16 protein-coding genes are annotated in these 16848 nt (G+C 73.2%); 9 read left to right on the top strand and 7 right to left on the bottom strand.

Annotated elements, in window-relative coordinates; translation table 11 throughout:
- Positions 1-9 precede the first annotated feature (9 nt).
- Positions 10-1617 (bottom strand): malate synthase A, encoded by a 1608-nt coding sequence (gene aceB / locus ABWI07_RS27890; protein WP_353820270.1) that lies wholly within the window; start codon positions 1615-1617, stop codon positions 10-12.
- A 219-nt stretch (positions 1618-1836) separates the two neighbouring features.
- On the opposite strand from aceB, the gene hflX reads away from it, so the two are divergent.
- The 3 genes from hflX (at position 1837) to ABWI07_RS27875 (ending at position 5835) form a co-directional block, all read left to right on the top strand.
- Positions 1837-3273 carry a GTPase HflX gene (hflX, locus tag ABWI07_RS27885; RefSeq protein ID WP_353820269.1) on the top strand — a complete coding sequence of 479 codons (1437 nt, stop codon included), beginning with the start codon at positions 1837-1839 and terminating at the stop codon, positions 3271-3273.
- A 449-nt stretch (positions 3274-3722) separates the two neighbouring features.
- Positions 3723-4937 carry an imidazolonepropionase gene (gene hutI / locus ABWI07_RS27880; protein ID WP_141577361.1) on the top strand — a complete coding sequence of 405 codons (1215 nt, stop codon included), beginning with the start codon at positions 3723-3725 and terminating at the stop codon, positions 4935-4937.
- Between the two features lie 34 nt (positions 4938-4971).
- The gene (locus tag ABWI07_RS27875) at positions 4972-5835 is read left to right on the top strand and encodes a DegV family protein (RefSeq protein ID WP_149257630.1); all 864 of its coding nucleotides are present in this window, start codon (positions 4972-4974) and stop codon (positions 5833-5835) included.
- On the opposite strand, the gene ABWI07_RS27870 is transcribed toward ABWI07_RS27875, so the two are convergent.
- On the bottom strand, positions 5754-6611 hold the full coding sequence (locus ABWI07_RS27870) for a helix-turn-helix domain-containing protein (RefSeq protein ID WP_353820268.1): 858 nt from the start codon (positions 6609-6611) through the stop codon (positions 5754-5756). The two genes, ABWI07_RS27875 and ABWI07_RS27870, sit on opposite strands and share 82 nt — an antisense overlap.
- A gap of 66 nt (positions 6612-6677) precedes the next feature.
- Here ABWI07_RS27870 and ABWI07_RS27865 point away from each other — a divergent pair, with 66 nt between their 5' ends.
- From ABWI07_RS27865 to holA, 4 genes are all read left to right on the top strand, one after another.
- On the top strand, positions 6678-7988 hold the full coding sequence (locus tag ABWI07_RS27865; protein ID WP_353820267.1) for an MFS transporter: 1311 nt from the start codon (positions 6678-6680) through the stop codon (positions 7986-7988).
- Positions 7989-8055: 67 nt separating this feature from the next.
- Positions 8056-8781, top strand: coding sequence for a ComEA family DNA-binding protein (locus tag ABWI07_RS27860; RefSeq protein WP_353820265.1), 726 nt, complete (start codon positions 8056-8058; stop codon positions 8779-8781).
- A gap of 503 nt (positions 8782-9284) precedes the next feature.
- A complete protein-coding gene (locus tag ABWI07_RS27855; RefSeq protein WP_353820264.1) occupies positions 9285-11216 on the top strand; it encodes a ComEC/Rec2 family competence protein in 1932 nt (643 codons plus the stop codon).
- A 75-nt stretch (positions 11217-11291) separates the two neighbouring features.
- The gene (gene holA / locus ABWI07_RS27850; RefSeq protein ID WP_149257626.1) at positions 11292-12245 is read left to right on the top strand and encodes a DNA polymerase III subunit delta; all 954 of its coding nucleotides are present in this window, start codon (positions 11292-11294) and stop codon (positions 12243-12245) included.
- A gap of 497 nt (positions 12246-12742) precedes the next feature.
- Here holA and ABWI07_RS27845 read toward each other — a convergent pair whose 3' ends face one another.
- On the bottom strand, positions 12743-13165 hold the full coding sequence (locus ABWI07_RS27845; RefSeq protein WP_149257625.1) for a CBS domain-containing protein: 423 nt from the start codon (positions 13163-13165) through the stop codon (positions 12743-12745).
- A gap of 89 nt (positions 13166-13254) precedes the next feature.
- The gene (locus ABWI07_RS27840) at positions 13255-13986 is read right to left on the bottom strand and encodes a PspA/IM30 family protein (RefSeq protein ID WP_353820263.1); all 732 of its coding nucleotides are present in this window, start codon (positions 13984-13986) and stop codon (positions 13255-13257) included.
- A gap of 140 nt (positions 13987-14126) precedes the next feature.
- Between ABWI07_RS27840 and ABWI07_RS27835 the strand changes: the two genes are divergently transcribed.
- Positions 14127-14402 carry a hypothetical protein gene (locus ABWI07_RS27835; RefSeq protein ID WP_353820262.1) on the top strand — a complete coding sequence of 92 codons (276 nt, stop codon included), beginning with the start codon at positions 14127-14129 and terminating at the stop codon, positions 14400-14402.
- Positions 14403-14517: 115 nt separating this feature from the next.
- On the opposite strand, the gene ABWI07_RS27830 is transcribed toward ABWI07_RS27835, so the two are convergent.
- Positions 14518-14922, bottom strand: coding sequence for a nuclear transport factor 2 family protein (locus tag ABWI07_RS27830; RefSeq protein WP_149257623.1), 405 nt, complete (start codon positions 14920-14922; stop codon positions 14518-14520).
- Between the two features lie 85 nt (positions 14923-15007).
- Here ABWI07_RS27830 and ABWI07_RS27825 point away from each other — a divergent pair, with 85 nt between their 5' ends.
- Entirely contained in the window at positions 15008-15553 is a 546-nt protein-coding gene (locus tag ABWI07_RS27825; RefSeq protein ID WP_235036584.1) for a TetR/AcrR family transcriptional regulator, read from the top strand.
- A gap of 11 nt (positions 15554-15564) precedes the next feature.
- Here the strand turns inward: ABWI07_RS27825 and ABWI07_RS27820 are convergent, their stop codons facing one another.
- Together ABWI07_RS27820 and ABWI07_RS27815 are read right to left on the bottom strand one after the other, a co-directional pair.
- Positions 15565-15984 carry an SRPBCC family protein gene (locus tag ABWI07_RS27820; protein ID WP_353820261.1) on the bottom strand — a complete coding sequence of 140 codons (420 nt, stop codon included), beginning with the start codon at positions 15982-15984 and terminating at the stop codon, positions 15565-15567.
- On the bottom strand, positions 15924-16844 hold the full coding sequence (locus ABWI07_RS27815; protein WP_353820260.1) for a LysR family transcriptional regulator: 921 nt from the start codon (positions 16842-16844) through the stop codon (positions 15924-15926). The genes ABWI07_RS27820 and ABWI07_RS27815 overlap by 61 nt, the downstream gene beginning before the upstream one ends.
- Positions 16845-16848: the final 4 nt, after the last annotated feature.

Here is a 16848-nt window from a genome sequence, read left to right as displayed (position 1 = left end):
CCCGGCCCCTTACGGGAACTGCTGGTAGGCCGGGGTGGTGAGGAACTCGGAGTACTCGTCGGCCAGCGTGACCTCCTTGAAGAGCTTCACGGCCTGGTTGTAGCGGGGCTCGTTGTAGGCCTGGCCCAGGTCCTCGCGGATCTTGGCGAGCTCCTCGTCCAGGAGCTGCTCCACCCACTCCTTGGTGATCTTCTGGCCCTCGGCGGTGGCGACGCCGTTGTAGATCCACTGCCACACCTGGGAGCGGGAGATCTCCGCGGTGGCGGCGTCCTCCATCAGGTTGTGGATCGCGACCGCGCCGGCGCCGTCCAGCCAGGTGGCGAGGTAGCGCAGCGCCACGTCGATGTTGTTGCGCAGGCCCGCCTCGGTGATCTCGCCGGGGGTGGCCTTGACGTTGAGCAGGTCGGCGGCGGAGACGTGGACGTCCTCGCGGAGCCGGTCGCGCTGGTTCGGCTTGTCGCCGAGCACGCCGTCGAACACCTCGCGGCAGACCGGGACGAGGTCGGGGTGGGCGACCCAGGAGCCGTCGAAGCCGTCCCCGGACTCGCGGGTCTTGTCGGCGCGGACCTTCTCCAGCGCGACCCGGTTGACCTCCTCGTCGCGGCGGGACGGGATGAACGCCGCCATGCCGCCGATCGCGTGCGCGCCGCGCTTGTGGCACGTCCGGACGAGCAGCTCGGTGTAGGCCCGCATGAACGGCGCGGTCATCGTGATCGCGTTGCGCTCGGGCAGCACGAAGTCGGCGCCCCGGTCCCGGAACTTCTTGATCACCGAGAAGAGGTAGTCCCAGCGGCCCGCGTTCAGGCCGGCGGAGTGGTCGCGCAGCTCGTAGAGGATCTCCTCCATCTCGAACGCGGCCGGGATCGTCTCGATCAGCACGGTCGCGCGGATGGTGCCGCGCGGGACCTCCAGGGCGTCCTGGGCGAGGTTGAACGCGTCGTTCCAGAGCCGCGCCTCGAGGTGGCTCTCCATCTTCGGCAGGTAGAAGTAGGGGCCCTTGCCCTTGGCCAGCTGCCTGCGGGCGCAGTGGAAGAAGTAGAGGCCGAAGTCGAACAGCGACCCGGACATGGGCTCGCCGTCGACGAGGAGGTGCTTCTCCTCCATGTGCCAGCCGCGCGGCCGGACGACGATCGTCGCGAGCTCCCCGTCGTCCTTCAGCGCGTAGGACTTGCCGCTCTTGGCGTCGGTGAAGTCGATGGTGCGGTCGAGGGCGTCCCGCAGGTTGAGCTGCCCCTCGATCATGTTGTTCCACAGCGGGGTGTTGGCGTCCTCGAAGTCGGCCAGCCACACCTTGGCGCCCGAGTTCAGCGCGTTGATCGTCATCTTCCGGTCCGTGGGGCCGGTGATCTCGACGCGGCGGTCCTCGAGGCCGGGCGCGGGCTCGGCGACGCGCCACGAGTCGTCGCCGCGGACGCCGGCGGTCTCGGGCAGGAAGTCGAGGGTGCCGCCCGCGGACAGCTTGCGCTGCCGCTCGGCGCGCGTCCCCAGCAGCTCCTTGCGGCGGGCGCCCAACTCGCGCTGCAGGGCGGCGAGCAGGCCGAGCGCGTCGGGGGTCAGGATCTCCTCGTACCGCTCGCCGAGGGGTCCGGTGACCTCGATGCCTTCCAGTCCAGCCATCTGCCTGCCCTTTCGTATAGCGAAATTCGACTTCTGTTACGTGGAGAACGGTACTCGCCGGTACGGAGACCGGTCAAAGCAGGGTTCCTTGCAGACCTCCCCGCGCGCGCTTGCGTCAACCCAAGGGGAAACCGGGTGATAACCACGTGACCGCTGGGGAGGGTGCGTGAGACGATCGCGGGGAAGATACGGCCGCGAAGCGGCGTTCTACGAGGACATATGACTGAACCTTTCTCTGCAGACCAGGCCCGGATCCAGGAGGAGCTCGAGTACGAGCCCCTGACGGGCGAACTCGATCTCGAAGACAGGCGGGCACTGCGCCGCGTCGCGGGCCTGTCCACCGAACTCACCGACGTCACCGAGGTCGAGTACCGCGCCCTCCGGCTGGAGCGGGTCGTCCTGGTGGGCGTCTGGACGGAGGGGACGGCCCAGGAGGCCGAGAACTCCCTGCGCGAGCTGGCGCTGCTCGCCGAGACCGCGGGCTCGCAGGTGCTCGAAGGGCTCGTCCAGCGCCGGACCCGCCCCGACCCGGCGACCTACATCGGCTCCGGCAAGGCCGCGGAGCTGCGCGACATCGTGATCTCCACCGGCGCGGACACCGTCATCTGCGACGGCGAGCTGGCCCCGAGCCAGCTGCGCCACCTGGAGGAGACCGTCCAGGTCAAGGTGATCGACCGGACCGCGCTGATCCTGGACATCTTCGCCCAGCACGCCAAGAGCCGCGAGGGCAAGGCGCAGGTCGAGCTCGCGCAGCTCGACTACCTGCTGCCGCGGCTGCGCGGCTGGGGCGGCAACCTGTCCCGGCAGGTCGGCGGGCGCGCCGCGGGCGGCGTCGGCATCGGCGGCCGCGGGCCCGGCGAGACCAAGATCGAGCTGGACCGGCGGCGGATCCGCACCCGGATGGCCAAGCTGCGCCGGCAGATCGCCGAGATGTCCAAGTCGCGCGACACCAAGCGCGGCGAGCGGCGCCGCCACCGGGTGCCCGCCGTCGCCATCGCCGGCTACACCAACGCGGGCAAGTCGTCCCTGCTCAACCGGCTCACCGGCGCCGGGGTGCTGGTGGAGAACGCGCTGTTCGCCACCCTCGACCCCACCGTCCGGCGCGCCGAGACGCCGGGCGGCCGCGCCTACACGCTGGCCGACACGGTCGGGTTCGTCCGGCACCTGCCGCACCAGCTCGTCGAGGCGTTCCGCTCGACGCTGGAGGAGGTCACGGACGCGGGGCTCGTCCTGCACGTCGTGGACGGCTCCGACGCCGACCCCGAGGCGCAGATCGACGCCGTCCGCGAGGTGCTGCGCGAGATCGGCGCCGACCGCATCCCGGAGATCATCGTGATCAACAAGGCGGACGCGGCCGACGAGCTGGCGATCGCGCGCCTGCAGCGCCGCGAGCCGCACAGCGTCGTGGTGTCCGCCCGCACCGGGTTCGGCATCGAGGAGCTGCGCGCCGCGATCGAGGCCGACCTGCCGGGCCTGGAGAGCGAACTGCACGTCCTCGTGCCCTACGAGCGCGGAGACCTCGTCGCGCGCGTCCACGAGCGCGGAGAGGTGCTCAAGCAGGAGCACGTCGCCGAGGGCACCGTCATGCACGCCCGGATGCCCGCCGACCTCGCGGGCGAACTCGCACGGTACGAGACCGTCTCCCCGACGGCCTGAACTCCTGTCCCCGCCGGGCCCTTCCGAGGGCCCGGCGGGTTTTGGACCGGTCGTTCGGCCGCTTCGTGATCGTCCGAAGGGGCGTCCTGGTCCCCGAACGGTGACAGCTTGTCCATTCCGCTTGACGATGCGGTTGAAATCCGTACCGTCGAAGAGCCAAGGGCGGGGTGATGGGTGTCGATGCGCTGCGATCAGAGGTTGTCGGACGGGCCTTCGGTGCACTACCGTGACGAAACCGATATCTCCGGTCTCGTTGCCAGTGGTGGCCCCCCGGTCACCCGACCCTCCACAGGTGGAGCCGCCGGCACCCAGCCGGCGTTTCGGATCGAGAGCAGGTGGCCCAACCATGGCAGGTCCGAACGCCGACACGAGGGCCCGCGGCCCGCACCTCCGCCCCGCATCCTGCAGCGCGCACGCGTGCGCACGGCCCCATCCAGGTCGGTGACCCTATGACGGTACGGCTGTTGACGAACATCGGCAGGCTCTGGACGGGCACCGACGTCTGCAGCAACGCCGCGGTTCTCATCCACGACGACCGCGTCGTCTGGGCCGGGCCCGCCTCCGACCTCCCGCAGAGCGTCCCCGGCATCATCGACGACATCGTCGACGTCGACCACGTCGAGAACCTCGGCGGCGGCCTCGTCACGCCCGGCCTCATCGACGCGCACTCCCACCCCGTCTACGCGGGCAACCGCTGGGCCGAACTCGCCATGCGCACCAGCGGCTCGTCCCACTCCGCCATCACCGCGGCGGGCGGCGGCGTCAACTCCACCGTGACCGTCACCCGGGGGACCGACCCCTGGACGCTGTGCAACGGCGTCCGCGAACGGCTCCGCCAGTGGATCCTCGCCGGGACCACCACCGTCGAGGCCAAGACCGGCTACCACCTCACCCGCGACGGCGAGCTCGCCGACATCCGGATGCTGCGGTCGCTGGAGGGCGAGCCCTCCATGCCCCGCATCCACGCCACGTTCCTCGCCGCACACATCCTGCCGCCCGAGTTCTTCGGACGCCGCCGCGACTACATCGAGGCCGTCCGCCTCTGGGCCGGCGACGCCGCCGTCGCCGGGGCCGACTCGATCGACGTCTACTGCGACGAGGGCCACTTCACCGCCGAGGAGGCCCGCGCCCTCCTGCTCACCGGCAAGCGCGCCGGCCTCAAGGCCCGCATGCACGCCTGCGCCAACGAGCGCATCGGCGCCGCCCAGGTCGCCGCCGAGGTCGGCTGCGCGTCCGCCGACCTGCTCACCCAGGCCAACGACGACGACATCAAGGCCCTCGCCCACGCCGGCGTCACCGCCACCGTCTGCCCCGGCAGCTCCCTCAACAGCAGCCGCGCCCCCGCGCCCGTCCGGCAGATGCTCGACCGCGGCGTCACCGTCGCCCTCGGCACCGACCACAACCCCGGCCAGTGCGGCATCACGTCCATGCCCCTCGTCATCGGGCTGTCGGTCGCGATGTTCGGGCTCAGCGTGACCGAGGCGCTGCGCGCCGCCACCCTCGGCGGAGCCGCCGCGCTGCGCGTCGGCGACCGCGGCTCCCTCGCCCCGGGCATGCTCGCCGACATCGTCCTGTGGGACGCCGACCACGAGGGCGCCTTCGCCTGGGCGTTCGGGCTCCGCGCCCTGCGCATCTGGCGCGGCGGCGTGCCCGTCCAGCCCTGACGCGGAACCCGCGGCGGCGGGTAGGGTCGCCGGCATGGGCAGTGCGGGCGGCAGTGGCGGTGCGGTCGCGGTCGTCACCGATTCCACCGCCTACCTTCCCCCCGGGCTCGCCGAACGGCACGGGCTGACCGTCGTCCCCCTGCAGATCGCCGTCGGCGGCACCACGCGGGACGAGGGCGACATGAGCACCGCCGAGGCCGCCCGGGCGCTGAAGGAATGGCGTCCCGTCACCACGTCCCGTCCCGCACCCAGGCGGTTCGCGGACGCCTACAAGGCCGCCGCCGCCTCGGGCGCGCGTGCGGTGGTCTCCGTGCACCTGGCCTCGGGCATGTCCGGGACGGTCGAGGCCGCGCGCCTCGCCGCGGAGGACGCGCCCGTGCCCGTGCGGGTCGTCGACAGCGGCACCATCGGCATGGGCCTCGGATTCGCCGCCCTCTCCGCGGCGGCCGTCGCGATGCGGGGCGGGTCCGCGGAGGAGGCCGTGTCCGCCGCCGTCCGGCGGGCCGGGCTCACCCGCTCCCTCATCTACGTCGACACCCTGGAGCATCTGCGGCGGGGCGGCCGGATCGGCGCCGCCGCCACCCTGTGGGGCTCCGCGCTGATGGTGAAACCGCTCCTCGAGATCACCGACGGCGGCATCGCGCCGCTGGAGAAGGTCCGCACGTCGTCGCGGGCGCTGGGCCGGCTGGAGGAACTGGCCGTGACCGAGGCAGGTGACCGGCGCGTCGACCTGGGCGTCCAGCACCTCGCCGCCGCCGCCCGCGCCGAGACCCTGGCCGCCCGGCTCCGTGAACGCGTCCCGCACGTCCAGGACGTCTACGTCGGCGAGGTCGGCCCCGTCATCGGCGCCCATGTCGGCCCCGGCATGCTGGGCGTCGTCGTGGCGCCCCAGCTCTGACCCGCGCCTGCCGCCGCCCGGGGCCCTGAGGGGCGCAGGAGGCTGCGCAGGACGGTCGGCGGATGACCGGTCTCCGCCCTGATGGTGCGAGTGAGATGCGCGTGGTCGGCGAAACCGAGGTCGGCGGCCAGGCCCGCCAGATCCCGCTCGCCCTGCTCCAGGCGGTCGAGGGCGCGCCCGACCCGGATCCGGTTCCGGTAGCGGGTGACGGACATGCCCGTCTCGCTGCGGAACGTCCGGCTCAGGTGGGAGGGGGAGACCTCCAGGAGGCGCGCCAGCGGGACCAGGCCGGCCGCCTGCGGATGGCCGCTCGCCATGGCCTCGCGCGCCTCGTCGACCACGGCGCGGCGCCTGCCGCCCTGCTCGTCCACGGCCAGGTGGGCGAGGAGGTCCATGAGCCGCTCGGCAGTCTCGTATCCCACGTCGGGGCCGGCTCGCAGTAGGAGGCGATGGGCGAGGTCCGCGCGCGCGCTGACCCTGACAGTCCCGGACGGGCGTCGCCAGAGGGCGGGGGAGAGCATGATGGCCGTGCACACGTCGCCGCCTGCGGGATGCGCGAACTGGCCCTCCTCGCCGGTGGTCTGGGTGTAGCCCGTGGTGGGGTCGAGGACGTCGCGTCCGTGGCGCGAACGCATGCGGAACCGTCCCGCCCGCACCAGGACGATCTGGTCGCCGTCGAACGGCTCAGGCTCCGACCAGCCGGGCCGGTGCCCGGTGCAGCGCACGGCGTGGACGGCGAAGTCGTCCGTTTCCGCCACGATGGTCGACTCGCGCATGCCCGCCATCGTACGCAGGGCAAACATGTTCAAGCGCTGGTACGGGGCGGTCGGCACACTCGCGGAATGGTCAAACGATGGCTGCTCGCGGTGCTGCTCACCGGGCAGACGATGGTGTCGATGGACGGGTCCATCGTGGCGGTGGCGATGCCCGACATCGCGGAAGGGCTGCACTCGTCCGGCTCCCTGCTGCAACTCATCACGGGCGGCTACATCTTCGCCTTGGCCGTCCTCGTGGTCACAGGCGCGCGGCTGGGCGACGGCTACGGCCACCGCACGATGTTCTTCCTGGGGCTGTTCGGTTTCACCGCGTCGTCGCTGGCCTGCGGACTGGCGCCGACCGGCACCGTCCTGGTCGCGGCGAGGATCTTCCAGGGAGCGTCGGCCGCGCTGCTGCTGCCGCAGATCCTGTCGCTGATCCAGCTGGCCTTCGAGGGGCCTGCCAGGGCGCGCGCTCTCGGCCTCTACTCCATGGTCCTGGCGCTGGGGGTCGCCCTGGGCCAGGTGGCGGGGGGCCTCATCGTGACCCTCGGCGGCAGCTGGCGGCCCATCTTCCTCGTCAACGTCCCCATCGGAGCCGCGCTTCTCGTGATCGGGCCGCGCCTGATGCCGCCGGAGCACAGGAAGCCCGTCCGCCTGGACCTGCTCGGCGTGGTGCTCCTCTCCCTCGGGATGATCGCCTTCGTCGTGCCCCTGGTCCTGGGCAGGGAGCAGCACTGGCCGCTGTGGACGTGGCCGTCCATGGCGGTGGGGTGCGCGCTGCTCGCCGTCTTCTGCGTCTACGAGCTGAGGACGGCGTCACCGCTGCTGGACCTCTCGGTGCTGCGCAGACCCTTCGTCGCACCCGGCCTGTTCGCGTCCTGCGCGGTGATGGGCGCCTACACCGGCTTCCTGTTCACGCTCGCGCTCTACTTGCAGAACGTTCTCGGCTTCTCGCCGCTCCACGCCGGTCTCACCTTCATCCCGTACACGGCGGGTTTCGCGACGGCGGGGCTGGGATGGACACGTCTGCCCCTGCGGATGAAGGCGAATCTTCCGGCTTTCGGCCTGCTGGCCTTCGCCGCCGCCGCGTCGGCGCTGGCCCTGCTGACCGGGGACGGCTGGCCGGCGCTGCTGTCGATACCGCTCCTGTACACCGCCGGGCTGGGGCACGCGGCGGGCTTCAGCCCCCTGGTCGATCGGATCACCAGTGCGGTGGGGCCCGCCCAGGCCTCGTCCGTCTCCGCCCTGACGAACACGGGCGCGCTGCTGTCGAACGTCCTCGCGATCGCCGTCTTCGGCGGGGTCTACCTCTCCTCGCCCGGAACGCTGACCCGCGTCACGGCCCTTCTGGTCGCGCTCCTGGTGCTCGCGGCCGCGGCCTCCCGGCGGCGCTGACGCGGAGTTATCCACAATTGACGAACCGCGTGCCCGCCCTCATCCGGCCTCCTTAACGTCGGGCGCCATGAGACCCGACACGGAAGACCGCCTGCACGCGATCACAGGCCGGTGGAAGCCGTCCGCCGCTCCGGCCGACGCGCCGCCCGCGGCCCGGTTGCGCGCGACGCCCGAACGCTCCCACGTCCGCATGCTGGTCCTCGCCGGTGTGCTCGCCGCGCTGGTGGCGGCCGGCTACCTGTGGCTCGCCCGGCCGCGCCCCCAGCCGGCGGCCCCGGCGGCGAACGCGGCCGTCAGCGAACCGCGCCCCGCGATCTCAGCCGGGGCGGCGGCTGCGGCGTCCCCGGCGGCGTCCTCCTCGGTGGTCGTCCACGTCCTCGGCAAGGTCGAGCACCCGGGCGTGGTCACCCTGCCGTCGGGCTCGCGGGTCGCAGAGGCGATCAAGGCCGCGGGCGGGGTGCGCCGGGGCGCGAAAACCGGCACCCTCAACCTGGCCCGCCCGCTGGTGGACGGCGAGCAGATCCCGGTCGGCGTCCGCGCGCCGTCGCCGTCCCCACCGCCGCCCGCCGGCGCGGCCTCGCCCGCGCCGGGGGCGCCCGGCACTCCGGTCGACCTCAACGCGGCGACCCCCGACCAACTCGACGACCTCCCCGGCGTCGGGCCCGTCCTCGCCCAGCGCATCGTCGCCTACCGCACCCAGCACGGCGGCTTCCGCTCCGTCGAGCAGCTCCAGGAGGTCAGCGGCATCGGCGCCCGGCGCTTCGCCGACCTGAAGCCGATGGTCCGCGTATGACCCACGACCTCCGCCTCCTGGCCCCGGCCCTGGCCACCTGGCTAGCCGCCGCCACGACCATAGGCCTCCCCCAGCCCCTGACCTACGCCCTCGCAGCCATCGCCGCCATCACGTCCGCCTACCTCCTAACAACCCACAAACCACCGCACCCCCTGGCCAGCGCTCACCAAGAACCCCCGAACCGGCCCCCACAACCCACAAGGCACCCCGGCAACACCCCCACACACCACCCAGACGATGGTTGGTGCGCGCGGTTTCTTAGCCGGGTTCCCTTGCCTGCGTGGTGGCCGGGGGGTGGGGGCGTGCGGCAGGCGGGTGGGGGGCGGCGGCTTCTTGCGGGGGCGGCCCTGGCGTGTGCTGCGGCGTCCGCTTGCGGGGTCGGGCTGCGGACGACGGCCGTCGGCACGGGGCCCGTGCGGGAGATGGCCCGGGCCGGGCGGTTCGCTACGGCCGAGGCCGTGGTGACCGGCGATCCGCAGGCGCGGCCCGGCAATGGGCGGCAGATGATCATCATTCGGGCCCGGGCGGAGGCCGTCGGGCGGACCCGGGTCCGCGTCCCGGTCCTGCTGATCGCCGGGGACCCGCGCTGGCTCCGGCCGATCCCGAGCCAGCGCGTGCGGCTCCTCGGGCGCTTCGTGCCACCGAGGGGCCCCGGTCTGCTGGCCGCGGTCGTGATCGTCCGCGGGCCGCCCACCCTGCTCGGGGCACCGTCCGCGGTCCAGCGCGCCGCGGAACACGTGCGGGCACGGCTGCGAGCGGCGGTGGCGCGGCTCCCGCCCGACCGGCGCGGAGTCCTGCCGGGCATGGTCGTCGGCGACACCTCGCGGCTCGACCCGGCCCTCGCGGAGGAGTTCCGCATCGCCGGGCTCACCCACCTCCTGGTGGTCTCCGGCGCGAACCTGGCGATCGTCGTCGGGGCGGTCCTCGGGCTGTGCCGGCTCGCGGGCCTCGGACGGCGCCGCGCCCCGCCCGTCGCCGTCCTCGCGGTGTGCGCGTTCGTCGTCGTGGCCCGTCCGGAACCGAGCGTCCTCCGCGCGACCGTCATGGGCCTGATCGGCCTCCTGGCGCTCTTCACCGGACGCGGCCGCCAAGGGCTCCCCGCGCTGGCGGCGGCGGTGCTCCTCCTGGTCCTCATCGATCCGGAACTGGCGCGCTCCTACGGGTTCGCCCTGTCGGTCCTCGCGACGGCCGGCCTGCTCGTCCTGGCCCCGCCCTGGCGCGAGCGGCTCGCCCGCCGGATGCCGGGTCCGCTCGCGGACGCCCTCGCCGTCGCGGCCGCCGCCGAGGTGGCCGTCGCGCCCGTCCTGGTGCTGCTGTCCGGTGAGATCGGCGTCGTCTCGGTGTTCGCGAACCTGCTCGCGGCCCCGGCCGTCGCCCCCGCCACCCTCCTGGGCGCGCTCGCCGCCGTCACCGCGCCCGTCTCCCTGCCGCTCGCCCGCCTGATCGTGCGGCCCGCCGGCCTGGCCGTCGGCTGGATCATCTGGGTCGCCCGGACGGCCGCGTCGGTGCCCTACGCGACGATCCCCTGGGCAGGGGGCGCGCTGGGCGCGTCCACACTCCTCCTGGGCGCGGTGGCGGCGGTCCTGATCCTGCGCAGCCGCCGCCTCCGCCTGCTCGCGGCCGCCGCCATGACCGGCGTCCTAATCGCGGTCGTCGCCCTGCGCGTCATCGCCCCTCCGTGGCCGCCACCCGGATGGCAGTTGGCCGCCTGCGACGTCGGCCAAGGAGACGCCCTGGCACTAGCCGCGGGCCCAGGCCAGGCGGTCGTCGTGGACACGGGCCCCGACCCCGCGCCGGTGGACCGCTGCCTCCACCGCCTCGGCGTCACCGACGTCCCGCTCCTCGTCCTGACCCACCCGCACGCCGACCACATCAACGGCATCTCCGGCGTCCGCCACGGCCGCACCGTCCACCAGGTCCTGATCACTCCGCGCACCTCGGGCCGCGAGGCGCGTCGCACCTCCGGCCTCCGCACCGCCCCCGCCGAGCCCGGACAGCAGTGGCGAGTGGGGGACCTCACCCTCTCCGTCCTCGCCCCGCTGACCACGAGCCCCGCCCTCTCGCCCGAGGACGACGGCACTGCGATCAACAACGCGAGCGTGGTCCTCGTCGCCCGCCGACCGGGATTCAGCGCCCTTCTGGCCGGCGACGTGGAACTGGAGGCACAACGCGCCCTGGAGGCGAGCGTCCCCCACGTCCAGGTCCTCAAGGTCCCGCACCACGGCTCACGCAGCCAGGACCCCGGCTTCCTGGCCGCCGCCCACGCGGCCATCGCCCTGATCTCGGTCGGCGCCCGCAACGACTACGGCCACCCGTCCTCCGCCACCCTGGCGCTCCTCCACCGCCTCCGCACCCAGATACACCGCACCGACAAGGAAGGCGACATAGCCATAGCCCGCACCCGCTCCGGCCTCACCACCGTCCCCCGCCACTAACCAGCCCCTCACCCCACACCAGGTCCGTGTCGTGGGGCGGGCGCGCGGGGTGGGGGAGCGTGGCATGCTGCTGGTGTGTCGGTTGAGTCCATCATTCTGGTCGTCGGTGATGAAGAGCTGCTCGTGGACCGGGCGGTCGCGGACGTCGTCGCGTCCGTGCGGGCGGGGGACCCGGAGATCGAGGTCATCGATCTGGCGCCCGGAGCGCTGGAGCCCGGCCGCATCTCGGAGCTGACGTCGCCGTCGCTGTTCGGCGGCGGGAAGGTGCTCGTGCTGCGGTCGGCGCAGGACCTGGGCAAGGACCTGACGGCCGAGGTGCTGCGGTACGCCAAGGCCCCGGCGGAGGACACCGTGCTCATCGCCGTCCATCCCGGCGGCGCCAAGGGCAAGGCGCTCGTTGACGGGCTGACCAAGCTCAAGGCGCGCAAGATCGCATGCCCGAAGGTCACCAAGGCCGGCGAGCGGGTCGACTTCGTCCGGAACGAGATCCGCAGGGCGGGCGGGAAGATCTCGGCGGACGGCGCACGGGGGCTGATCGAGGCCGTCGGCAACGACCTGCGTGAGCTGGCCGCCGCGTGCAGCCAGCTCGTCGCCGACACCGGCGGGAAGATCGACGATGCGGCCATCGCCCGCTACTACCGGGGACGCGCCGAGGTCAGCGGGTTCACCGTGGCGGACAAGGCCATCGAGGGGCAGCTGGCCGAAGCCCTCGAACAGCTCCGCTGGGCGCTCGCGACGGGCGTCGCGCCCGTCCTGATCGTCAGCGCGCTCGCCCAGGGCGTGCGCGGGCTGGCGAAGGTCGGCGGGGCGCCGCGGGGGGCGCGCGGCGCGGCGCTGGCCAAGGACCTCGGCATGCCGCCCTGGAAGATCGACCGGGTGCAGAAGCAACTCCGCGGCTGGTCCGGAGACGGGGTCGCGCGCGCGCTGACCGCCGTCGCCGAGGCCGACGAGGCGGTCAAGGGCGGCGCCGCCGACCCCGCCTACGCCCTGGAACGGACCGTCGCCCGAATCGTCGCCGCCCGAGGCTGACCCGGTCGCCCGAGGCTGCTCCGCTTGAGGGCGTGCCCACCGCTCGGGGTCGGCGCACCCGAGGTTGCTCCGTCTGAGGTTGGCCTGCCCGGGCTGACCCGGTTGGCTAGGAGCGCCGAACATTACGGACGGTCACGCCGGCCGATGGTGTGATCAGCGGCGATCGTGAGACGTCTTCGGGTCGGCGGCCTCATGGACGGCGCCGGTGTGGCAGTCGCCGAAAGGACGGGAGGCGCCGCATCCTGCTCGAACCGGTCGCACGCGCGGCAGACGATCAGCGGTAGCCCCCGGGCCCGGCCTCGTCCACGGCCCAGCGCAGCGCGCGCTCGCCAACCGTGACTCGTCGTACCCGACGAGGACGGGCCGCGCTTGCCGGCCTTCGGTCATGGGGCTCCTCCAGCGGCCGGGACGCCGCGTCGCGTACGGCCCTAGCCCCGGCGACCGGCCGCACGGAACGCGGTGTCCCCGCGCCCGGCGCGAGGGCACCGCTGGGTGCGTCAGTGCGAGGTGATGGAGATGGCCTCGACGAGCTCGCGGGCCTTCTCCTCGGGCAGCTTGGCCGCGAGGTCCGCCTGGCTGATGATCCCGACGATCTCCTCGTGGTCCAGCACGGGCAGCCGGCGGATCTTGTGCTCGACCATGTGGTGCAGCACCTCGTCGACGTCGGTATCCGGTTCGACCCACCACAGCGGGGCCTCGCCGATGAGGTCGCCGGCCTTGACCTTGCTCGGGTCGCCGCCCTTCGCGACGCACTTCACGACGATGTCGCGGTCGGTGATGATCCCCCGGAGCCGGCTGTTCTCGCAGACGGGCATCGCCCCCACGTCGAGTTCCGACATCCGCTTCGCCGCCGTGCCGAGCGTCTCCTCGATGCCGAGACATTCCACACCGAAATGCATTACTTCGCGGGCTGTTGTCATCTTAATCCCCCTTTGAGTGCTTCCTTCTCGCGGCTTCCGGTCCCGAAACGTGCCCTCACCTGCGCGTCCGGCGTCCGGTCCCGAGCCGTCTAATCGCCGGTAGGCGGCTGGGTGCGCTCCTCCTGCATCCGCGCCCTCATCCGGTCGAGCTCCTCGTCCACCGCCGCCCCGGTCACGGCCCGGTCCAGGCGGGCCTGGAGGTCCGGCCGCACGGGCTCCTGTCCGATGTCCAGCAGCGGATCGCGCAGCGTCCCCGTCTCGAGCAGCTCGTCGAGGACCTCGGCGCGGGCGTGCGCCTCGGCCGTCCTGTCCTCCGCCCGCTCCTCTCCGGCCATGTCGGCGGAGATCCCCGACACGGTCTCGTCCACGTACGTCTCCGCCTCCGCGAGCGTGTAGCGCGCCTTGAGCGCCTCCTTGTCGTGGGAGAACGCCTCGACCTTGGCCTGGAGACGGCCGGCGGCGGCGGTGAGCCGCTCCTCCTCGGCCCGCAGGGCGGCGATCCGGTCGTCCAGCCCGTCGATCCGCTCCAGCAGCCTCGCGCGCTCGGCGAGCGCGTCGCGGGCGAGGTCGGCGTGGCCCGCGGCGAGCACCTTATCCGCCTGCTCCTGCAGGTGGGCTGCCGAGCGCCGCAGCCCGTCCCGCCGCTCCTCGGCGCGCCGCCGCGCGGTCGCGACGTCCACGACGCTGCGGCGGACGTCGGAGAGCAGGTCCCGCTGCAGCGCGTACGAGTAGTCCAGCAGCTCGCGCGGGTCCTCGGCGCGGTTCAGTGCCGTGTTCGCCTTGACCCGGAACATCTCCGCCATCCGATGGGGCAGGCCCATCCGACTCACCTCCTCGTTCACCTTCCCCCTTCCCACCGCGGACCGTCTCCTCTAGGGACAAAGGTCCCCAGTGCGGCAGGCCCGTGCGCCCACCCGGACCGCCGGACGCCGGCCACGACGCACCAGAGGGGGACGGTCCTTTGCCCGACGATCAGCGAGCGATATCGATCGTCCTCCTCGGTGCGGCGACCGCCCTGAGCACGGTGGCGGCGGCGCCCGCCAGCCCGGCCGCCCTGCACGCCGCCGGCCCGCACGCGGCCGCGGCCGCTCCTCGACGACCACGCGACTGGTCCGGGACGGGGTCGCGGGCGCTGACCGCCGTCGCCGAGGCCGACGAGGCGGTCAAGGGCGGCGCCGCCGACCCCGCCTACGCCCTGGAACGGACCGTCGCCCGAATCGTCGCCGCCCGAGGCTGACCCACGCCCGCCCGAGGCTGACCGCCGCCCGAGGCTGACCCGCGCCCGCCCGAGGCTGACCCGCGCCCGCCCGAGGCTGACCCGCGCCCGCCCGCCGCGACACCCGCAGCTTGTTCTAGGTGAGGGCCTGGATTATGGCCAGGGTGTTCTGGTATTCGCGCCACAGGGTTATCTGGGCGTCGCGGATCGTCAGGACGCCGATGAAGGTCGCGGTGGACTGCTTGGACGTGGTGGTGTTCGTGCCGGTCAGTTCGTACTCCACCACGATCGTGTTGGGGTCGGCGGTGTCATGGACGGCGAGGGTGCGGCAGGCGTCGAACCGGACGGGGAGCGCTGCCCGCTGGGGCTCGGCGAACTCCAGGAACCTCTGCCTGCCCTCGAACCTCGTCGGTCGGCCGAGTGGCGCGAAGGGGGTCTCGATGACGACGTCGTCGGCTAGGAGATCCCCGATGAACGTCGTCGGGTGGCCTAGCCAGCGCTGCTGCATGCGCTGGAACATCTCGCGCGGCGTGGCTTGCATGGAGTCCGCCTCCTAAGATGAGTGGTGACTCATGATTGCGACGATAATGAGTCCAGACTCATGTTGTCCAGGGGAGGTCGGGCCGATGCGCGCGGACGCGCTGCGCAACCGGGAGCGGATCCTGGAGGCGGCGGAGGAGGTGTTCGCCGACGCGGGGCCGGAGGCGTCGACGGAGGAGGTGGCGCGGCGCGCGGGGGTGGCGATCGGCACCGTGTTCCGGCACTTCCCGACGAAGGCCGACCTGCTGCGCGCGTTGATGAAACGGCTGTTGCAGCAGGTCACGGACGACGCCGCCGAGCTCATGGCGCACGGGGATCCGGCAAGCGCGCTCTTCGAGTTCTTCGCGCGGCTCGTGGAGCGGACGGCGGCGAACCGGACGGTGGTCGGGCTGCTCGCGGGCGAGGGGATGGAGATTCCGATCACCGGGCCGCTGGGATCGCTCAGCGGCGCGGTGGGAGGACTGCTCGCCCGCGGTCAGGAGGCGGGCGCGGTCGCCGCCGAAATTCGTCTGGACGAGGTGATGGCCCTGCTGGTCAGCGCGTGTCAGGGCGCCCTGCTGGGCGGCTGGGACGCCGACCTGCGCCGGCGGACGCTCGACATCATGCTCGCCGGCCTGCGTCCGACCGCCTGACCGCGCGCGGTCTAGCCCTGTTCGGCCTTGGCCTTCAGGCCCTCGGCCTCCATCACGACGTAGCGGCGGGTGAGGCGGCCGGCGAGGAGGGCGAAGACGGGGGCCAGCGGGCCCTTCTGGTCGAGGGTGAGGCGGACGGTGGACTTGCCGTCGGGAGTGGGGACGATCTCGTGGGCCCCGGTCGTGGTGACGCCGGGGGAGCGGGACTCCCAGGTGAAGGTCCGGCTCTCGTCGTAGGCCGTGACCGTCCAGACGGCGGCGGGGAGTTTCGGCTGGTGGACGCGGGCCCGGCTGCCCAGGGTGAACGGCTCGTCCAGGACTTCGACGCGGTCCATCGAGGCGGTCATGTCGGGCCAGCGCTCGACGTCCTTCAGGAGGTTCCAGACGGTCTCGGGCGCGGCGTCGATGTCGACGGAGGTCTCGAAGTGCACGGCGTGCTCCTCAGCGATGTGCGGATGGCGGTCAGGAGGTCCGCGACGAGGGGGTCGTCGGCCCTGTCCGGCAGGTGGAGAGCGTAGTAGGGGACGGCGGGCAGGTCGATGATCTCGCGGGCAGCCAGGCCCGGGGGAGGGGGGACGCAGCCGTTGACGACGGCGAGCCCGACGCCGAGGGACGCGAAGTGCAGCATCAGGGGCCAGCCCGCGGCCTCGACCGCCAGGGACCAGGGCACCTCGGCGGCGCGCAGGGCGCGTTCGAGGGTGGCGCGGTGCGGGCCCTCGGCGGGCGGGACGACGAGGGAGGCGCCGGCGAGGTCGGCGAGCGTGAGGTGCGGCTTCGCGGTGAGCGGGTGGTCGTCCGGCATGACGAGCGTCTGGGGGTAGGACGCCAGCGGGACGGCCGCGACGTCGGCGGGCAGGACGTCCAGGACGGCGACGCCGACGTCGGCGCGGCCGGTGCGGACGGCGGCGAGGGTGCGGGCGCGGTCGCCGTTGACCAGGCGGAGGCCCGGGCGGACGACGCCGCCGAGGAGGTAGAGGTAGGCGCCCTCGCCTGCGGCCAGGGTCGGGACGCGGGACGGGGACGTGCCCTGGACGTCCGCGAGGAACGCCGTCATCCGGGCGTCGAGGTCGCGGGCGAAGCGGGCGACCTGCTCGCCGGCGGGGGTGAGGGCGAGGCGGCGCCCGTGCCGGGTGTAGAGGGGGCGGCCCAGGGTGTCGGCGAGTTTCTGCACCTTGACGTGGAGGGCCGGCTGGGAGATGTGGAGTGCCTCGGCGGCGCGGGTGAAGTTGAGGTGGTCCGCAAAGACGGCGAACGAGGCGAGCGCGTCCGTGGACAGGCGGCTCAGTTCCATAGGC

It is taken from the genome of Actinomadura sp. NPDC000600, from assembly GCF_040492135.1.
GTDB lineage: Bacteria > Actinomycetota > Actinomycetes > Streptosporangiales > Streptosporangiaceae > Spirillospora.
This window is presented reverse-complemented; position numbering and strand designations above follow the sequence as displayed.